This is a genomic window from Streptomyces olivaceus (assembly GCF_000721235.1).
Taxonomy (GTDB): domain Bacteria; phylum Actinomycetota; class Actinomycetes; order Streptomycetales; family Streptomycetaceae; genus Streptomyces; species Streptomyces olivaceus.
In genome coordinates this window covers 125286-144610 of record NZ_JOFH01000008.1, presented here as the reverse complement: position 1 = coordinate 144610, position 19325 = coordinate 125286, and the positions used below count along the sequence as shown (strand labels likewise).

Genomic DNA, 19325 nt, shown 5'->3' with positions numbered 1-19325 from the left:
GTGGCTCAGTCCGCCTCCACCTCGTAGAAGCAGAGGTGGTCCTTGATCTCCGCCACCTCCTGCTTCGGCTCCGGGTACGCCCAGACCAGGTCCGCCGCGTCCGGCAGCGACCAGTACGAGGCGTCGCCCTTGAAGGGGCAGTGCGTCCGCGTGCCGGACGGGGTCAGCAGGTCCAGGCGTACGTCCCGGGGCGGGATGTAGTACCGGTCGGGCAGGCCCGTCTCGTGCAGCACCAGCGCCGCGTCGCTCTCGGCCAGCACCTGCCCGCCGTGCACCACGCGCACGTGCCGGCCGCTCGGCTCGACGGTGACGCGGTGTCCCGTGAGCCCCTTGAGTCCTTCGTGTCCCTTGGTCACTTCGTCCTCCTCGACGGCAGTGGTTCCGGTCACTACAGCATGGCCGGACGCCGGGTTCTTCCCGTCCTGGCCGGGCCGTACCGTGGACGCCATGAACATCTGCGTCTTCCTCTCCGCCGCCGACCTGGACGAGCGCTACACGCGCCCCGCGCGGCAGTTCGCCGAACTGCTCGGCAGGGGCGGACACACCCTCGTCTGGGGCGGTTCGGACGTCGGCCTGATGAAGGTCGTCGCCGACGGCGTGCAGGAGGCCGGCGGACGGCTGCTCGGGGTCTCGGTGGACTTCCTGGCGGCCAAGGCCCGCGAGGGCGCCGACGAGATGGTGATCGCACCGGACCTCGCCGAGCGCAAGCGGCTGCTCCTCGAGAAGGCCGACGCCGTCGTCATCATGGTGGGCGGCACCGGCACGCTCGACGAGGCCACGGAGATCCTGGAGCTGAAGAAGCACGGACACACCGACAAGCCGGTCGTCCTGCTCAACACGGCGGGCTTCTACGACGGGCTCAAGGAGCAGTTCCGCCGCATGGAGGACGAGGGCTTCCTGCCCCGCCCCCTCACCGAGCTGGTCCTCTTCGCCGAGGAGCCGGTCGGCGCGCTGGCCCACCTGGAGGAGAGCCAGGGCATCGGGTGAGGTGCCGGTGATGCGAGCATGGCGGGCATGGCTACCCATGTGATCACCGGTGCGGGCTCCGGCATCGGCGCGGCCGTCGCCCGCCGCCTGCACGAACGCGGCGACCAGGTCGTGCTGCACGCCCGCGACGCGGGCCGCGCGAAGGAGCTGGCCGCCGCCCTGCCCGGCGCGAAGACCCTGGTCGGCGACCTCGCCGAGCCGGGCAAGCTGTCCTGGGCCCTCTCCCACCAGAGCCTGCCCGAGCGGGTGGACTCGCTGCTGCACATCGCCGGGGTCGTCGACCTCGGGCCGGTCGGCGACCTCACCCCGAAGACCTGGACACAGCAGCTGAACGTCAACCTGGTCGCCCCGGCCGAGCTGACCCGCCTCCTGCTGCCGCAGCTGCGCGTCGCCCAGGGCCAGGTGGTCTTCGTCAACTCGGGGTCCGGACTGAACGCGCACGCCGGCTGGGCGGCGTACGGCGCCTCCAAGCACGGCCTCAGGGCCCTCGCCGATGCCCTGCGCCACGAGGAGCACGGCAACGGCGTCCGTGTCACCTCGGTCTACCCCGGCCGCACCGCCAGCCCCATGCAGGCCAAGGTGCACCAGCAGGAGGGCAAGGAGTACGACCCCGGCAAGTGGATGGACCCCGACTCCGTCGCCACGACGATCCTGATGGCCCTCGACCTCCCGAGGGACGCCGAGGTCAACGACCTGACGGTCCGCCCGGGACGGTAACTCTTCACGTGCCGGTGCGCTTTCCAGCCCGTCCGGCGTCTGAGGACGAGGCCCGTCCAGGGCCGAAAGCGGGGGTCCGGGGGCGCGGCTCCCGGGGACGGGACGGGAAGGGGCGGCGGGGGGCGCGATCGAGGCCCGCGCCCCTGCGTAGGCTTTGCACGTGAACGACAACTTCGCCCCCGCCACCGGCATCGGCAGCCTCCCGGGCCACGACGCCCGAGAGGCCGCCAGAACCGCCACCGGCAGCTTCGAGGACTTCCCCTTCCTCCCCGAGCTGCCCGCCCGCGGCCCCGGCGCCGACATGATCGGCCGCACCGCCGGGATGCTCGTCGAGCTGTACGCGCGCGTGGAGCCCAGCGGCTGGCGGCTCGGCGACCGGCCGGGGCGGGACACCAAGCGGGCCCGGGCCTGGCTGGGCGAGGACCTCGACGCCCTTGAGGAGTTCACCCAGGACTACGAGGGGCCGCTCAAGATCCAGGCCGTCGGCCCGTGGACCCTCGCCGCCGCCCTGGAACTGCGCAACGGAGAGGCGGTCCTCTCCGACCCCGGCGCCTGCCGGGACCTCGCCGCCTCGCTCGCCGAGGGCCTGCGCCTGCACCTGGCCGAGGTCCGGCGCCGCGTGCCCGGCGCCCGGCCCGTGCTCCAGCTCGACGAGCCCTCCCTCACCGCCGTCCTGCGCGGCCAGGTCCGCACCGCCAGCGGCTACCGCACCCACCGCGCGGTCGACCGGCAGGACGTGGAGGCGACCCTCCGCGAGGTCGCCGGCGTGCACGGGGACGGCCCCGTCGTCGTCCATTCCTGCGCCCCCGACGTGCCCTTCGCGCTGCTGCGCCGGGCGGGATTCGCCGGCGTCTCCTTCGACTTCGCACTGCTCACGGAACGTGACGACGACGTGATCGGTGAGGCCGTCGAGGGCGGCACCCGGCTCTTCGCCGGTGTCGTGCCCGGCACGGACACGGCATTGTCAGACCCTGCCGGTAGCGTCATGGGTGTCAGGACGCTGTGGCGCAGGCTGGGGCTGCGTCCCGAGCTGCTCGCGGAGGCGGTCACCGTCACTCCGGCGTGCGGACTCGCGGGCGCCTCACCCGAGTACGCCCGCCGTGCGCTCGCCCACTGCGTCCGGGCGGCGAGATCCCTCGCGGACAACCCAGAGTAACGGGAGGACCACACGGTGGCCGGCGACAAGCAAGCGGAGACCACGAGCGTGCCCGCCGAGGCGCGCGAGAAGCACGTGCAGCTCGCTGAGCAGATCGAGGAGCACCGCTTCCGGTACTACGTGAAGGACGCCCCCGTCGTCAGCGACGCGGAGTTCGACCGGCTGCTGCGCACCCTTCAGGAGCTGGAGGAGCGGCACCCGGAGCTGCGCACCCCGCAGTCCCCGACCCAGAAGGTCGCCGGTTCCTACGCGACCGAGTTCACGGCCGTCGAGCACCCCACGCGGATGCTGTCCCTCGACAACACCTTCAACGACGAGGAGATGGCCGCCTGGACCGAGCGCATCGCGAAGGAGCTGGGCGAGCAGGAGTACCACTTCCTGTGCGAGCTGAAGGTCGACGGCCTCGCCGTCAACCTCACCTACGAGCGCGGCCGGCTCGTCCGCGCGGCCACCCGCGGCGACGGCCGCACCGGTGAGGACATCACGCCCAACGTCCGCACCATCGCCGAGATCCCCGAGCGGCTGGCGGGCGACCAGGTGCCCGACCTCGTGGAGATCCGCGGCGAGGTCTACTTCCCGATGGACAAGTTCCAGGAACTCAACGCCCGGTTGAACGAGGCGGGGGACAAGCCCTTCGCCAACCCGCGCAACGCGGCGGCCGGTTCGCTCCGCCAGAAGGACCCGCGGGTCACCGCCACCCGCCCGCTGCACATGGTCGTCCACGGCATCGGCGTCCTGGAGGGCTACTCGGGCATGACCCGCCTCTCCCAGGCGTACGGCCTGCTGAAGGAGTGGGGCCTGCCCACCTCCCCGCACAACCGCGTGGTCGACGGCCTGGACGGCGTACGGGAGTTCATCGGGTACTACGGCGAGAACCGGCACTCCGTCGCGCACGAGATCGACGGGGTCGTCGTCAAGCTCGACGAGATCCGCCTCCAGGGCCGGCTCGGCTCCACCGCCCGCGCACCCCGCTGGGCCATCGCGTACAAGTACGCGCCGGAGGAGGTCAACACCCGGCTCGTCGACATCAAGGTCGGTGTCGGCCGCACCGGCCGCGTCACGCCGTACGCGCAGGTCGAGCCGGTCACCGTGGCCGGCAGCGAGGTCGAGTTCGCCACGCTGCACAACCAGGAGGTCGTCAAGGCCAAGGGCGTGCTCATCGGCGACACCGTGGTGCTGCGCAAGGCCGGTGACGTGATCCCGGAGATCCTCGGACCGGTCGCCGACCTGCGGGACGGCAGCGAGCGGGAGTTCGTGATGCCGGCCGAGTGCCCCGAGTGCGGGACGCCGCTGAAGGCCATGAAGGAGGGCGACATCGACCTCCGCTGCCCCAACGCGCGTGCCTGCCCGGCCCAGTTGCGCGAGCGGGTCGCCTACCTCGCCGGCCGCCAGTGCCTGGACATCGAGCACTTCGGCGGAGTCGTGGCGGCCGCGCTGACCGGCCCGCTGGAGCCGTCCGAGCCGCCCCTGGTGGACGAGGGCGACCTCTTCGACCTCACCGTCGAGAAGCTGCTGCCCATCACGGCGTACGTCCTCGACCCGGACAGCGGTCTGCCCAAGCGCGACCCCAAGACCGGCGAGGAGAAGATCGTCACGGTCTTCGCCAACAAGGAGGGCGAGCCCAAGAAGAACACCCTCGCGCTGCTGCAGCACATCGAGGAGGCCAAGACCCGCCCGCTGGCCCGCTTCATCAACGGCCTCTCCATCCGGTACGTCGGACCGGTCGCCGCCCAGGCCCTCGCCCGCGAGTTCCGCTCCATCGACCGCATCGAGCAGGCCACCGAGGAGGAGTTGGCGAGCACGGACGGCGTGGGCGGCACCATCGCCACCGCCGTCAAGGAGTGGTTCGCCGTGGACTGGCACCGCGAGATCGTCCGCAAGTGGAAGGCGGCCGGGGTCCCCCTGGAGGACAGCTCGGGGGGCGAGGACGAGGGGCCGCGCCCACTCGAAGGGCTCACCGTCGTCGTCACCGGCACCCTGGAGAACTTCACCCGGGACGGCGCCAAGGACGCCCTGCAGAGCAGAGGCGCCAAAGTGACCGGATCGGTGTCGAAGAAGACCTCGTTCGTCGTGGTCGGGGACAACCCCGGTTCGAAATACGACAAGGCGATGCAGCTGAAGGTTCCGGTTCTGAACGAGGACGGTTTCGGCGTCCTGCTCGAACAGGGAGCCGAAGCGGCCACCGGTGTCGCGCTTTCGGCTGAGGAATAGCGGTTGAAGGCCACCCGATCGGCGCATATCAGATGCATACGGGTGGCCGGGTCGCATTCGGGCAACCGTCGACGACCGGTGCCCCTGGAAGCCTTCCGCGGCCTACTGTTGAGGTGTGCACCTGCCGTGCCCAGCTGCGGTCGGGGCATCTCCCTGCCCCGGATGACGGGAGCGGGGTCTCCAACGCGGAGCCGTTGAAGGTGGTCGAGACGGGGCCGCGTGGCGTGGGCACCGCCGGGCTGTGAGAGGGACGGGAATGGAACCGACCGAGAGCGCCGCCGCGGGCTCACGGCTGCGCCTGCGCCGCATGGTGGGCGCGCGGCACGTGAGCCGCTGGCTCGGGCAACGCGAGGGCGGTGCCGCGCATCCCGCGGCGGACGCCCGCGGCCCGCTGCCCCAGAACACCCGCGACACCCGCGGCTCCGTGCGGCACGCCCGCGGCTCCGTGCCGCAGGCCGTCGGCCACACCCCGGGCCTGCCGTACGCCGAAGCCGAACGACATCCGTCCCTGCCCGCGTTGCCCGCCGCGATCGTCGCGGCCGCCGCCTTCGTGCTGGGCGCCGGGTTCTACCGGGCGTTCACCGACGGCCACGCCCTCTTCCCGTCCGGCACCGTCGGCTGGTCGCTGGCCGTCCTCGCCGGTGTCGTCGTCGGCCACCTGGTCATGCTGGGCCGCTCCCGCTGGTGGGGCGGCACCGGCTCCGGCGCCGCCCTCACCCTGGCCGTCCTGCTGCTGTACGGCTGGGTTCCGGCCGGCATGGTCAGCCTCACCGTCGTCGTGCTGGTCGGCATAGCCCGCCGGGGCCGCTGGCGGCAGGGCGTGCTGCACGGCGCGGTGGACATCCTCGGCATCGCGGCGGGCGCCCTCGTCCTCGCCGTCTGCGGATCCGTCCCGTCCGTCGAGGAGCCCTGGGACCCCAACACCTGGGGCGTGACCGCGGCGCCCAAGGTGGTGCTCGTCGCCGTCGCCTACCTGGCCGTCACCCGCGCCCTGCTCTGGTACCTGCAGACTCCCCGCCCCGGCCTGCCGACCGTCGCCCGCACCGCCCTGGTCAGACAGGGCCTGGTCGCCGTGGCCCTGCTCGGCATCGCTCCGCTGGTCTGCGTCGTGGCCGTCGCCAAGCCGCTGCTGCTGCCGCTGTTCGCCATCCCGCTCATCGCCCTCGACTCCACGCTGTGGATCGCCCGCGCCCGGGCCGAGGAGCAGCTGCGCGACCCGCTCACCGGCCTGCCCAACCGGCAGTGGCTCCTGGAGCGCACCTGGGCCGCGCTGGACGACGCCGAGCGCATCGGCGCCCGCTCCGCCCTCATGCTGATCGACCTCGACCGTTTCCGGTCGGTCAACGACACACTCGGACACCTCGCCGGAGACCGGCTGCTGCTGCAGACCGCCGACCGGCTGCGCCAGGCCCTGCCGCGCGGGGCGGAGGCCGCGCGGCTCGGCGGCGACGAGTTCGCCGTGTTACTGCCCGTCGCGGACTCCACCACGTCGGCGGCCCGGCTCGCCCGCAGCCTCGCGGCCGCGCTCAGCTCCCCGCTGGACCTCGACGGGCTCACCCTCGTCCTGGAGGCCAGCGCGGGGGTCGCCGTCTTCCCCGACCACGCGCTGGACGCCGAGGGGCTGCTGCGCCGCGCCGACGTGGCCATGTACCAGGCGAAGCGGGACCGCACGGGAGTGGAGGTCTACGAGTCCAAGCGGGACTCCAACACCCCCGACCGGCTGGGCCTCCTCGGCGACCTGCGCCGCGCCCTGGACGCCCACGAGGTCCAGCTGCACTACCAGCCCAAGGTCCGCTTCGACGGACAGGTCGCCGGCCTCGAGGCCCTGGTGCGCTGGGTGCACCCCGAGCGCGGCAAGGTCCCGCCGGACGAGTTCATAGCGATCGCCGAGTCCTCCGGGCTGATGCCCCACCTCACCGAGTACGTGCTGGAGACGGCGCTGGAGCAGGTCGCCCAGTGGCGCTCCCAGGGCCTGTTCGTGCCGGTCGCGGTCAACGTCTCCCCGCGCGACGTCCACACGCCGGGCTTCGCGGGCGCCGTCGCCGCCCGGCTGGCCCGGCACGGGGTCCCCGCGGGAGCGCTCCAGCTGGAGATCACGGAGCACGTCCTCCTGGAGGACCCGCAGCGCGCGGCCGACACCCTCAACGCGCTGACCGGGCACGGCGTGAAGATGTCCCTGGACGACTTCGGCACCGGCTACTCCTCCCTCGTCCACCTGCGCAGGCTCCCGGTGAGCGAGCTGAAGATCGACCGTTCCTTCGTGGCCCGGCTGGCCGTCGACACCGAGGACGCCGAGATCGTGCGCTGCACCGTCGACCTGGCCCACTCCCTCGGCCTGCTCGTCGTCGCCGAGGGCGTGGAGGACGACGAGACCTGGGAGCGCCTGCGCGACCTGGGCTGCGACGCCGTACAGGGCTGGCTGGTCGCGGCCGCGATGCCGCCGGAGGAGACCACGCGCTGGCTGCTCGCCCGGGGCTCGCGCGGCTGGGTGCGCGCCGCCGCCGCACTGCCTGCGGCGGCGACCGACGACTGACCCGGGCGGGCCCGGTCCGGTCCGGGGCAGTCCGGGTCAGTCGTCGGGGCGGGAGCGCCGGGGCCGCAGGGTGAAGCGGCGGCCCGCGGCCCTCGGCCCGCGGCCCTCGACGGCGACGGGCCCGGCGGTCGGCGCACGGCCCACCGGACGTCCCTCGTGGACACAGGGCGAGAGAGGCCGGGCACGCGGCGTCCACCCCGCCGCCGAGGCCACCGCCTCACCACCGCGGTCGCCGTCCAGCTGCCGAGGGCCGTCGTCCCACCACCGCGGTCGCCACCCCGCCGCCGAGGCCACCGCCGCCACCGCGGTCGCCTTCCCGCCGCCGGGGCCGCCGCCTCGCCGCAGGGGGCGTCTTCCCGGACACCCCCGAGGTCCGCTTCCCGCCCTCCCGGCGCGTCCGCACCGCCGTCCGGAACCGGGCCCGGGGAAACCGTTTAACGGCCACGCGGCCCGGCCCCATAGGATTGGGCCAAACCGACCGGGACAAGCGACTGGTACCGGCCGATTCGCCCCGACCACACACTCACCCAGAGGAACGCTGCATGCCTGGCATCACGCGCGAGGAGGTCGCCCACCTCGCCCGGCTGGCGCGTCTGGAGCTGAAGCCCGAAGAGCTCGAGCACTTCGCGGGACAGCTGGACGACATCATCGGCGCGGTCGCCCGCGTCAGCGAGGTCGCCGACCAAGACGTACCGCCGACCTCGCACCCGCTCCCGCTGACGAACGTCATGCGGCCGGACGAGGTCCGTCCGTCGCTCACGCCCGAGCAGGCGCTCTCCGGCGCCCCGGCCCAGGAGCAGCAGCGTTTCAAGGTGCCGCAGATCCTGGGGGAGGAGTAACCGCCATGAGCGACATCATCAGGCTCACCGCGGCCGAGATCGCCGCGAAGATCGCCTCCGGCGAGCTGACCGCCGTCCAGGTCACCGAGGCCCACCTGGCCCGCATCGAGGCCGTCGACGAGAAGGTGCACGCCTTCCTGCACGTCGACCGCCAGGGCGCGCTGGCCCAGGCCCGCGCCGTCGACGCCAAGCGCGAGCGCGGCGAGAAGCTCGGCCCGCTGGCCGGCGTACCCCTCGCGCTCAAGGACATCTTCACCACCGAGGGCATCCCCACCACCGTCGGCTCGAAGATCCTGGAGGGCTGGATCCCGCCGTACGACGCGACCGTCACCCGGCGGCTGAAGGCCGCCGACGTCGTCATCCTCGGCAAGACCAACATGGACGAGTTCGCCATGGGGTCCTCCACCGAGAACAGCGCGTACGGCCCGACCGGCAACCCCTGGGACCTCACGAAGATCCCCGGCGGCTCCGGCGGCGGTTCCTCCGCGGCCCTCGCCGCCTACCAGGCCCCGCTCGCCATCGGCACCGACACCGGCGGCTCCATCCGCCAGCCCGCGGCCGTCACCGGCACGGTCGGCGTCAAGCCGACCTACGGCGGCGTCTCCCGCTACGGCATGGTCGCCTTCTCCTCCTCCCTCGACCAGGGCGGCCCCTGCGCCCGCACGGTCCTGGACGCGGCCCTGCTGCACGAGGCGATCGCCGGGCACGACCCGATGGACTCCACCTCCATCGACGCGCCGGTCCCCGCGGTCGTCGAGGCCGCCCGCAACGGCAGTGTGCAGGGCATGCGCGTCGGCGTCGTCAAGCAGTTCCGCGGCGAGGGCTACCAGGCCGGTGTCGTGCAGCGCTTCGACGAGTCCGTGGAGCTGCTGAAGTCGCTGGGCGCCGAGGTCGTCGAGCTGGACTGCCCGTCCTTCGACCTCGCGCTCTCCGCGTACTACCTGATCGCGCCCTCCGAGTGCTCCTCCAACCTCGCCCGCTTCGACGGCCTGCGCTACGGCGCGCGCGTCGGCGACGACGGCACGCACTCCGCCGAGGAGGTCACCTCCCTGACCCGCGAGGCCGGCTTCGGCCCCGAGGTCAAGCGCCGCATCATGCTCGGCACGTACGCCCTCAGCTCCGGCTACTACGACGCGTACTACGGCAGCGCCCAGAAGGTCCGCACCCTCATCAAGCAGGAGTTCGAGCGGGCCTTCGAGCAGGTCGACGTGATCGTCTCCCCGACGACCCCGACCACCGCCTTCGCGATCGGCGAGCGCGCCGACGACCCGATGGCGATGTACCTGGCCGACCTGTGCACCATCCCCACCAACCTGGCGGGCAACGCGGCCATGTCGCTGCCCTGCGGCCTCGCGCCCGAGGACAACCTGCCGGTGGGTCTGCAGATCATCGCCCCCGCCATGAAGGACGACCGGCTCTACAAGGTCGGCGCCGCCGTCGAGGCCGCCTTCGTGGAACAGTGGGGCCACCCGCTGATCGAGGAGGCACCGTCGCTGTGAGCGCACTGTCCAAGGCCAAGGGCTTCAAGAAGTCCAAGTCCGGTCTGTACGTCTCGATGGCCACCTCGGCGTTCGGCGCCGTGGGTGTCTACAAGCAGATCAAGAAGGCGCGTGACGAGAGCGACACGCTGCGGCTGCTCGACGCGGTCGTCACCGGAGTCGCCGTCGTCACCAACCTCGCCATCCTCTACCGCGAGGTCAAGCGCCTCGGCGACGACGACGTCCTGCTGGGCTGAGAGGGAAGTTTCACCGTGACCACCACGACCGACCTGGTGTCGTACGAGGACGCACTCGCCTCGTACGACCCCGTCATGGGCCTAGAGGTCCATGTCGAACTCGGCACCCGCACCAAGATGTTCTGCGGCTGTTCGACCGCGCTGGGCGCCGACCCCAACACCCAGACCTGTCCCGTCTGCCTCGGCATGCCCGGCGCGCTCCCGGCCGTCAACGCGACCGGCGTCGAGTCGGCGATCCGGATCGGCCTCGCGCTGAACTGCGAGATCGCCGAGTGGTGCCGCTTCGCCCGGAAGAACTACTTCTATCCGGACATGCCGAAGAACTTCCAGACCTCCCAGTACGACGAGCCGATCGCCTTCGACGGCCACCTCGACGTGCAGCTGGAGGACGGGGAGACCTTCCGCGTCCAGATCGAGCGCGCCCACATGGAGGAGGACACCGGCAAGTCGCTGCACGTGGGCGGCGCGACGGGCCGTATCCACGGCGCCTCGCACTCCCTGCTCGACTACAACCGCGCCGGCATCCCGCTCATCGAGATCGTCACCAAGCCGATCGAGGGAGCCGGCGAGCGCGCCCCCGAGGTCGCGCGGGCGTACGTCCGCGAGCTGCGCGAGCTGATCCGCGCCCTCGGCGTGTCCGAGGCCCGCATGGAGATGGGCCAGATGCGCTGCGACGTGAACCTGTCGCTGCGCCCGCACGGCCGGGAGAAGTTCGGCACCCGCAGCGAGACCAAGAACGTCAACTCGCTGCGCTCCGTCGAGCGCGCCGCCCGCTTCGAGATCCAGCGGCACGCCGCCGTGCTGAACGACGGCGGCACGATCATCCAGGAGACCCGCCACTTCCACGAGGACACGGGGTCCACCACCTCGGGCCGCGTGAAGGAGGAGGCCGAGGACTACCGGTACTTCCCGGAGCCCGACCTGGTGCCGGTGGCGCCCTCGCGCGAGTGGGTCGAGGAGATCCGCTCCGCCCTGCCCGAGCTGCCGCTCGTGCGCCGCAGCCGGCTCCGCGAGGAGTGGGGCATCTCCGGCAACGACATGCAGTCCATCCTCAACGCCGGGGCGCTCGACCCGATCGTCGCCACGATCGACGCCGGCGCCGACGCGGCCTCCGCCCGCAAGTGGTGGATGGGTGAGCTGGCCCGCAGCGCCAACGAGTCGGGCACGGCGCTCGACGAGCTGGCGATCACCCCGGTCCAGGTCGCCCGCGTCGCCGAACTGGTGACCAAGGGCGAGCTGAACGACAAGCTGGCCCGCCAGGTCATCCTGGGCGTCCTCGCCGGTGAGGGCACGCCGGACGAGGTCGTCGACAAGCGCGGCCTGAAGGTCGTCTCGGACGAGGGCGCCCTGACCGCCGCCGTCGACGAGGCCATCGCCGGCAACCCCGGCGTCGCGGACAAGATCCGCGGCGGCAAGGTGGCCGCGGCCGGTGCCCTGGTGGGCGCCGTCATGAAGGCCACCCGGGGACAGGCCGACGCGGCCCGCGTCAAGGAGCTGATCCTGGAGAAGCTGGGCGTGAGCGAGGGCTGAGCCCCACTCTCGTACTCCACGAGCACCACGAGCCCTGGAGGGCGTGCCGGTCCCGGCGCGTTCCTCCAGGGCCGTTGTTGTGAATAAGGCCACTAAGCCCGCAAAGGATCACTTCTGCCTGCAAGAGTGATTCCGCATTGCTCATGCGTTCTTTGCGGGCATTCGCACCAGGGATGACGGTTCGCACCACTGACGGCGGTTCGTGTCACCGGCGGCCGTTCCGGTGTGATCCCGGTCCATCCGGTGTTCCCGGGCAAAGATCCACAAACAGACACCCCTGGGAGCACGTTCGTGGCAGCCCTCGCACGCTGGTGTGTTCGACGTCGTCTCGTCACCGTTCTGCTCTGGCTGCTCGCCCTCGGCGGGGTGGCCGCGGCCGCCACCGCCGCGGGCTCCGCGTACTCCAACGACTACAGCATCCCCGGCACCGACTCCGACCGCGCCTCCCGGCTGCTCGCCTCCGACTTCCCCGCCCTCGGCGGCGACAGCGACACCGTCGTCTGGCACACCGCGGACGGCACCGTCCGCGCCGCCGACGTCGAACAGGCCATGACCCGCACCCTGGACCGCATCGCGGACCTGCCCGGCGTGGCCGCGGTGACCAACCCGTACGAGGACCCCGACTCGCCGCAGATCAGCGAGAACGCCCGCACCGCGTACGCCACCGTCACGTTCGAGGACGCCTCGCAGGACATCGACCCGGGGGAGGCGCGGGCCGTGGTCGACATCGCCGAGGCGGCCGGGACCGACGGGCTCCGCGTCGAACTGGGCGGCGGCGCCATAGAGCTCACCGAGAGCACCGGCAGCCACCTCGCGGAGGCCGTCGGCGTCGCCGTGGCCGCACTCGTGCTGTTCCTCGCCTTCGGCTCCGCCGCCGCGGCCCTGCTGCCCATCGCCACCGCACTGGTCTCCGTCGGCACCGCCTACGCCGGCATCACCCTCCTCGGTCACTTCATGACCGTCGCCGACTTCGCGCCCATGCTGGGCACCCTCATCGGCCTCGGCGTGGGCATCGACTACGCGCTGTTCGTCGTCACCAGGCACCGGCGCGGCCTGAAGCGGGGCCTGTCCGTCACCGAGGCCGCCGCCGGTGCCGTCGCGACCACCGGACGGGCCGTCGTCTTCGCGGGTGCCACCGTCTGCATCGCCTTGCTGGGCATGCTGATCCTCCGGCTGAGCTTCCTCAACGGCGTCGCCGTCGCCGCCTCGCTGACCGTCCTCCTCACCGTCGCCGCCTCCGTGACGCTGCTGCCCGCCCTGCTGGCGTACATCGGCCCGCGCGCCCTGAGCCGGCGCGAGCGGCGCCGGCTCGCCGAGCACGGGCCCGAGCCCGAGGTGCCGACCGGGTTCGCCGCCCGCTGGTCGGCCTTCGTCGAGCGGCGCCCCAAGCTGCTCGGCGCCCTCGCCCTCGTCGTCGTCACCGTCCTCGCGCTGCCCACCCTCGGACTGCGCCTCGGCACCTCCGACCAGGGCAACGACCCCGCGGGCACCACCACCCGCCAGGCCTACGACCTCCTCGCCGAGGGCTTCGGACCCGGCGTCAACGGACCACTCGTCCTGGTCACCGAGGTCGGCGGCGCCGAGGACCGCCTAGCCCTCGACAACCTCGACGCCACCCTGCGCACCACCGAGGGCGTCTCCTCGGTCACCCCTGTGACGTACGACTCCGCGGGCGACGCCGCGCACCTCACCGTCGTACCCGAGTCGGCGCCGCAGTCCCGGGACACCAGCGACCTCGTCGAGCGGCTGCGCTCCGAGGTGCTGCCGCGCGCCGAGTCCGGCACCGCGCTGGACCTGCACGTGGGCGGCGTGACGGCCGGCTACGACGACTTCGCCGGCGTCATCGTCGGCAAGCTGCCGCTCTTCGTCGGCGTGGTCGTCGGCCTGGGCTGCCTGCTGCTCCTGCTGGCCTTCCGCTCGGTCGGCATCCCCCTCAAGGCGGCCGCCATGAACGTCGCCGCCGTGGCCGCCGCCTTCGGCGTCGTCGTGGCGATCTTCCAGTGGGGCTGGGGGAGCGACCTGCTCGGCCTCGGCAGCGCGGGCCCGATCGAACCCTTCCTCCCCGTCATCATGGTCTCGGTGCTCTTCGGACTCTCCATGGACTACCAGGTCTTCCTGGTCAGCCGGATGTACGAGGAGTGGCTGGAGACGGGCGACAACCGGCGCGCCGTCCGGGTCGGGCTCGCCGAGACCGGCCGCGTGATCAACTCCGCCGCCGTCATCATGATCTCGGTCTTCCTCGCCTTCGTGCTCAGCGGCGACCGGGTGATCGCCATGTTCGGCATCGCCCTCGCCGCCGCGGTCGCCCTGGACGCCTTCGTCCTGCGCACGCTCCTCGTGCCCGCCCTGATGCACCTCCTCGGCCGCGCCAACTGGTGGCTGCCGCGCCGGCTGGACGCCGTTCTGCCGCGCATCAGCATCGAGCCGCCCGAGTGCCGGGCCGCGCACGGGCGGCCGGCCGCGGCGACGGACGCCGAGGTGGCGGACATCCTCGACGCCCGGGAGCGGCAGCGGAACGTGCGGGACACGGCCGGGTGACGACCGTGCCGGGCCGCGTCCCCCTCGGCGGAAGCGCCACCGGCCTCCCCGGCGAACACCCCGGGTGCCGGCGCCGCCCGGCGACTCGGCATGATGCGTGGGGCGTGCCGCGCGCGGCCTCCCCATCGGGGCGCCACACGCGCGTCACCGCACACAAGGATCATTAAGGGACCTCTCAGACAGCGTCCGTACGGTGCGAGGCATGGGAACGAAGACAGTGGACGAGAACGGCGTCAAGACCGACGAGCACAAGACGGACGAGGTGACCGAGGCCGCCGAGTCCACCGGGGCCGCGAAGAACGCCGAAGCGGCCGAGAAGGAGAGGGCCGAGACCCCCGGGACCAAGGCCTCCGACGGCACCGACACGCCGAAGGACGCCGGCGACACGCCGGAGGACGGCGAGGACACGCCGGAGAACGCCGACGACACGCCGGTGGACGCCGACGCCGACGACGAGGACGGCACCGGTACCCCGGCCGGCCCCACCGGCGTCGGCCAGGGCGCGGGCGCCGTCGTCTCCGCCGGGCTCGGCATCGTGTCCCTGACCGGCAGCTGGGTCGGCACCGTGGCCTCCGCGCGGGAGTCGCTGATCGGCCAGCTGGAGACGTCCTCGTCGTCCGACGTGGGCATGCTGATCGAGAAGGGCTACGGCAACGCCTGGCAGGCCACCGCGATGTGGGGCGGCGTCTTCGCCCTGGTCGCGCTGGTCGTCGGCGTGGTCGTGCTGGCCCGCCCCGCGTTCGGCGCGCCGGGCCGCCCGCAGGCCCCGTGGATCAAGTCGGTCGCCTGGGCGGGCGTCGCCCTCGGCGTCATCGGCCTGCTCCTGGCCGTCCTGAAGTACACGAACGTCCTGCTGGGCCTGCCCTCCACGGGCTGACCCGGGCACTGCTGAGGGGTCTTAGGGCATCCGCGCGCCGGCGGCGCGCGCCCTAAGGCCCCTCACGCGCGTCCGAGGCCCCGCACGGCGCCGAAGATGCGGAACTTGCCCGATGTGGCGCTCCCCCCTGGGAGACGAAGGTGGAGGCATCGCGGACGAGCGAAGCCGGGACCGGAGCCGGAACCGGCTCTCACCAGGGGACGAGGGAGACGCCATGTACGAGTACGAGATCCAGCGCTACCGCTACGCCGATCTGATCCGCCGAGGCGCCGAGGCCCGGCTCGCCCGCGAGGTCGTCCTGGCCCGCCGCGCCGCCCGCCGGGCCGCCCGGCGAACGGGCCGGCACGAAGCCTCCGGCACGGAGAGCCATACGCCGCGCCACCGCCGGCACCGGTCCGCCCGGGCCGCGTGAACGGGGGAGCCGGGGAGGGAGGCCGCACGGCCTCCCTCCCCGCCGCCGTTGCGGCCCCGCCGAAATCCGCTGCCGCGCTGTCGCACCCGCGTGCGATGCTCGGGCCCGTGGAGACCAGGTCCGTCAGTCCCGTGTTCGTCGGCCGCACCGGCGAACTGGACACGTTGCACGACGCCCTCGCCCGCGCGTCCGCCACCGGGGGCGAGCCGCAGGCGTTGCTGCTCGGCGGCGAGGCCGGAGTGGGCAAGACCCGGCTCGTCGAGGAGTTCGCCGCCGCCGCGGGCCGCCGCGGGCCGCCGGGGTGCCGTCGTCGCGCTGGGCGGCTGCGTCGAGATCGGCGGCGACGGACTGCCCTTCGCGCCCTTCTCCACCGCCCTGCGCGCCCTGCGCCGCCGGCTCCCGGACGAACTGGCCGGGGCCGCCCGGGGCCAGGAGGAGGAGCTGGCCCGGCTGCTGCCCGAACTGGGCGACAGCGGCGCCCCCGGTGGCGGCGGCCGGCCGGACGAGGAGGACATGGCCCGCCTCTTCGAACTCACCGCCCGCCTGCTGGAGCGCGTCGCCGCCGACCGCGCCGTCGTCCTCGTCCTGGAGGACCTGCACTGGGCCGACGCCTCGACCCGCCACCTGATCGCCTACCTCTTCCGCACCCTGCGCACCGGCCGCCTCGTCGTCCTGGCCACCTACCGCTCCGACGACATCCACCGCCGCCATCCGCTGCGCCCCCTGCTCGCCGAACTCGACCGGCTGCGCACCGTCCGCAGGCTCCAACTGGGCCGCTTCACCCGTGACGAGGCCGGCCGCCAGATCGCGGGAATCCTCGCCCGCGAACCCGACCCGCTCCAGATCGACGAGATCTTCGCACGCTCCGACGGCAACGCCTTCTTCGTCGAGGAACTGGCCGTCGCCGCCCACGAGGGCAGCCGCACCGGCCTCACCGACTCCCTGCGCGACCTGCTCCTGGTCCGCGTCGAAGCCCTGCCCGAGAGCGCCCAGCGCGTCGCGCGGATCGTCGCCGAGGGCGGCTCCACCGTGGAGCACCGGCTGCTCGCCGCCGTCGCCGGGCTCGGCGAGGACGACCTGATCGAGGCCCTGCGCGCCGCGGTGAACGCCCACATCCTGCTGCCCGCCCCCGACGGCTACCGCTTCCGCCACTCCCTGGTCCGCGAGGCCGTCGGCGACGACCTGCTCCCCGGCGAGCGCTCCCGCCTCAACCGCCGCTACGCCGAGGCCCTGGACGCCGATCCCACGCTGGTCCCGGCCGCCGACCGCGTGCTGCGCCTGGCCAGTCACTGGTACCACGCCCACGATCCCGCCAAGGCCCTGCCCGCCGTCCTGGACGCCTCCGTGGAGGCCCGCCGCAGGCACGCCTACTCCGAGCAGTTGCGGCTCCTGGAGCGCGCGATGGAACTGTGGGACGCGGCCCCGGACGACGTACGCGCCGGCCTGCGCCCGGTCGACCGGGCCGAGGTCCACCCTCCGCCACGGCCCGAACGGCACGAAGATCCTTCCGGCGGGCGCGATCCGGCCACCACGCCCCCGCGTTACCTGGACCTGATGGCCGAGGCCGCCGTCGCCGGCCGGTTGTGCGGGGAGCGCGAGCGTGCCATGAAGATCACCAAGCGGGCGCTGCGCCTCCTGGAGGGCGAGCCGGAGGCGGGTGCGGACGCGGCCGGCCGGGACCCGCGGCGCGCCGCCTGGTTCTGGACGCAGCGCTCGCTGCTGGTCCAGGCCCAGGGCCGGGGCGACGGCCGGCGCGAGCTGGGCATCGCCCAGGAACTGGTCCGGGGCCTGCCGCCCTCCGAGGTGCACGCCGAGGTGCTGGCCATGGCCGCCAACTGGTCCATGCTGCACAGCCCGGGACCCGGCGCCGTGACCGCGGCCGAGCGGGCCGTCGAGTACGCGCGGATGGTCGGCGCCGAGGAGATCGAACTCAACGCCCGGCTCACCCTGGGCGGCCTGATGGTGGACGCCGGGCACATCGAGGCGGGACTCGCGGAGATGTTCCGGGTCAGAGAGGTGGTGGTGGCGCAGCCGCGGTCCGCCGTGGTGGCCCGCAGCCACGTCAACCTGCCCTCCTCCCTGGAGGGCGTCGGCCGCTCCGAGGACGCGCTCGGCATCCTGCGCGAGGGGATCGAACTGACGCGGCGGATGGGGCTGCCGGAGTCCGAGGCCTGGGTCTGGGGCAACATCGCCGACTCGCTCGTGTCCCTGGGCCGCTGGGACGAGGCCGTCGAGGCCGCGGACAGGGCCGGTGCCCCCGGCCGAGGGCCCGCGCCCCGCGGAGACGCCGCCCTCCAGCGTGCCGTCGTCGGCCTCGCGCGCGGCGAGCGGACCGAGGCCGCCCGGTTCCTCGCCGAGGCCCGCGCCGCCTACGGCACGCACGACCCCATGCCGCAGCACTCCCTGCCGCTGGCCACCCTCACCGTCGCCCTCGCCGCCGCGGAGGGCCGCGTCCCGGACGCCCGCGCCGAACTCGCCCGGGTCCTGGACGCCGGCCTCCCGCCGGGCACCCAGCGGCACGCCTGGCGCCTGCTGCTCGCCGCGGCCGAGACGGAGGCCGACGCGCGGGCGCTGCCGGCCGCCGAGCAGGGCCGGGCCGAGGCTCTGGAGCGCCTCGCCGGGGCCGCCAAGACCCTCACGACGGGAGCCCCGGTCTGGGCCGCCCACGAGAAGTGGGTCCGCGCCGAACTCCACCGCGCCCACGGCCGCGACACCCCGGACCACTGGTCCGAGGCGGTCACCGCCTTCGAGTGCCTGGAGCGGCCCTACGAACTCGCCCGCGTCCGGCACCGGCTGGCGGGCGCCCTGCTGGCCACCGGCGGCGACGACGAGCGGGCCCGCGCCACCGAACTGCTGCGCCTGGCCCGCGGCGTCGCCGACCACCTCGGCGCCCGCCCCCTCGCCGAGGCCGTCGGCCTGCTCGTCCGGCGCGCCCGCCTCACCCTCGGCCGGGAGGCCGGACCCGCCGCCGGTCCCGGGCCCGCCGCCGGCCCGGCCGAGGCCCTGCGTCTCACCGGCCGGGAGCGTGAGGTGCTGCGCCTGGTCGCGGACGGCCGCACCAACCGGCAGATCGCCGAGGAGCTCTTCATCTCGCCCAAGACGGCGAGCGTCCACGTCTCCCACATCCTCGCCAAGCTCGGTGTCTCCGGCCGCGGCGAGGCGGCGGCGGTGGCCCACCGGCTGGCGCTGTTCCCCGCCGAACGGCTCACGTCCGGTTCGACCGAGTGACGTTTACGCTGTAAGGGACGCCGAGTGACGGAGGCCCCGTGTTCAACGCATTCGAGGAATTGTTCTCCCCCGGCCGCAAGCACACCCAGGACGAGCAGAACCGCCTGGAGCTGACCCGCGAGGACATCGGCGACGGCGACCCCGGCCGAGGCCCGATAGACCTCAGCTCGGGCAAGGTCGTCGTCCACCCGCCGGTCCCCGAGGACGAGGACACGGACGCCGCCCCGGAGCCCGGCACCGGGGAGCCGCCGGCCGGGGGATAATAGCGCTCAGTGCCCGAGCCACGGAGGAACTGTGTTGTACCAGATCGAGTTCACCGAGCGCGCTGCCACGCAGCGTGACGCGCTTCCGGAAGACCGGCGCAAGCTCCTGGAGCGAGGGCTCCTGAAGCTGGCCGAGGACCCGTTCACGTCGGTGTCGAAGGCCGTCAGCGGCGAGGACATCCGCGTGGTCTCCGTGGCCCCCGGACTCACCGTCGACTACATGGTTCACCGGGCCTTCCTGATCCTCGTGTCCGTGGCGATCCTTGACCGGTCGCTTATAGAGGGTGAGTGACCGCCCG

Annotated in this window: 16 protein-coding genes and 1 pseudogene; 16 read left to right on the top strand and 1 reads right to left on the bottom strand. The window is 73.3% G+C overall.

The annotated features are described in order from the left end of the window. Window positions 1–5 precede the first annotated feature (5 nt). On the bottom strand, window positions 6–356 hold the full coding sequence (locus IG94_RS0111605; protein WP_031034295.1) for a DUF427 domain-containing protein: 351 nt from the start codon (window positions 354–356) through the stop codon (window positions 6–8). Between the two features lie 91 nt (window positions 357–447). Here IG94_RS0111605 and IG94_RS0111600 point away from each other — a divergent pair, with 91 nt between their 5' ends. The 16 genes and pseudogenes from IG94_RS0111600 (at window position 448) to IG94_RS0111525 (ending at window position 19318) form a co-directional block, all read left to right on the top strand. Continuing rightward, window positions 448–987: an LOG family protein gene (locus tag IG94_RS0111600; protein ID WP_031034293.1), complete on the top strand. Its 540-nt coding sequence runs from the start codon at window positions 448–450 to the stop codon at window positions 985–987. Between the two features lie 27 nt (window positions 988–1014). Continuing rightward, entirely contained in the window at window positions 1015–1704 is a 690-nt protein-coding gene (locus tag IG94_RS0111595; RefSeq protein ID WP_031034291.1) for an SDR family oxidoreductase, read from the top strand. Window positions 1705–1864: 160 nt separating this feature from the next. Continuing rightward, on the top strand, window positions 1865–2860 hold the full coding sequence (locus IG94_RS0111590; protein WP_031034289.1) for a methionine synthase: 996 nt from the start codon (window positions 1865–1867) through the stop codon (window positions 2858–2860). A 15-nt stretch (window positions 2861–2875) separates the two neighbouring features. Continuing rightward, window positions 2876–5071 carry an NAD-dependent DNA ligase LigA gene (ligA, locus tag IG94_RS0111585; RefSeq protein WP_031034286.1) on the top strand — a complete coding sequence of 732 codons (2196 nt, stop codon included), beginning with the start codon at window positions 2876–2878 and terminating at the stop codon, window positions 5069–5071. A 256-nt stretch (window positions 5072–5327) separates the two neighbouring features. After that, window positions 5328–7604, top strand: a complete 2277-nt coding sequence (locus IG94_RS0111580) for a putative bifunctional diguanylate cyclase/phosphodiesterase (RefSeq protein WP_031034284.1) — start codon at window positions 5328–5330, stop codon at window positions 7602–7604. Between the two features lie 542 nt (window positions 7605–8146). Then, on the top strand, window positions 8147–8443 hold the full coding sequence (gatC, locus tag IG94_RS0111570) for an Asp-tRNA(Asn)/Glu-tRNA(Gln) amidotransferase subunit GatC (protein ID WP_003973500.1): 297 nt from the start codon (window positions 8147–8149) through the stop codon (window positions 8441–8443). Window positions 8444–8448: 5 nt separating this feature from the next. Further along, the gene (gene gatA, locus IG94_RS0111565) at window positions 8449–9942 is read left to right on the top strand and encodes an Asp-tRNA(Asn)/Glu-tRNA(Gln) amidotransferase subunit GatA (protein WP_031034282.1); all 1494 of its coding nucleotides are present in this window, start codon (window positions 8449–8451) and stop codon (window positions 9940–9942) included. Next, a complete protein-coding gene (locus IG94_RS0111560; protein WP_031034279.1) occupies window positions 9939–10178 on the top strand; it encodes a hypothetical protein in 240 nt (79 codons plus the stop codon). The genes gatA and IG94_RS0111560 overlap by 4 nt, the downstream gene beginning before the upstream one ends. 15 nt (window positions 10179–10193) lie before the next feature. Then, complete coding sequence (gene gatB, locus IG94_RS0111555) at window positions 10194–11708, top strand: Asp-tRNA(Asn)/Glu-tRNA(Gln) amidotransferase subunit GatB (protein ID WP_031034277.1); 1515 nt, start codon at window positions 10194–10196, stop codon at window positions 11706–11708. 291 nt (window positions 11709–11999) lie between these two features. Beyond that, a complete protein-coding gene (locus tag IG94_RS0111550) occupies window positions 12000–14246 on the top strand; it encodes an MMPL family transporter (protein ID WP_031034275.1) in 2247 nt (748 codons plus the stop codon). A gap of 202 nt (window positions 14247–14448) precedes the next feature. Then, window positions 14449–15123: a hypothetical protein gene (locus tag IG94_RS0111545; protein WP_031034273.1), complete on the top strand. Its 675-nt coding sequence runs from the start codon at window positions 14449–14451 to the stop codon at window positions 15121–15123. Window positions 15124–15337: 214 nt separating this feature from the next. Further along, window positions 15338–15535 carry a hypothetical protein gene (locus tag IG94_RS0111540; RefSeq protein WP_031034271.1) on the top strand — a complete coding sequence of 66 codons (198 nt, stop codon included), beginning with the start codon at window positions 15338–15340 and terminating at the stop codon, window positions 15533–15535. Between the two features lie 95 nt (window positions 15536–15630). Beyond that, window positions 15631–15858: pseudogene (locus IG94_RS44325) on the top strand (ATP-binding protein); the annotation flags it as partial. After that, entirely contained in the window at window positions 15851–18763 is a 2913-nt protein-coding gene (locus IG94_RS44055; protein ID WP_372459495.1) for a helix-turn-helix transcriptional regulator, read from the top strand. The pseudogene IG94_RS44325 and the gene IG94_RS44055, both read left to right, overlap by 8 nt. A gap of 38 nt (window positions 18764–18801) precedes the next feature. Then, complete coding sequence (locus IG94_RS0111530) at window positions 18802–19026, top strand: DUF6191 domain-containing protein (protein ID WP_031034269.1); 225 nt, start codon at window positions 18802–18804, stop codon at window positions 19024–19026. A gap of 31 nt (window positions 19027–19057) precedes the next feature. After that, a complete protein-coding gene (locus IG94_RS0111525; RefSeq protein ID WP_031034266.1) occupies window positions 19058–19318 on the top strand; it encodes a type II toxin-antitoxin system RelE family toxin in 261 nt (86 codons plus the stop codon). Window positions 19319–19325 lie beyond the last annotated feature (7 nt).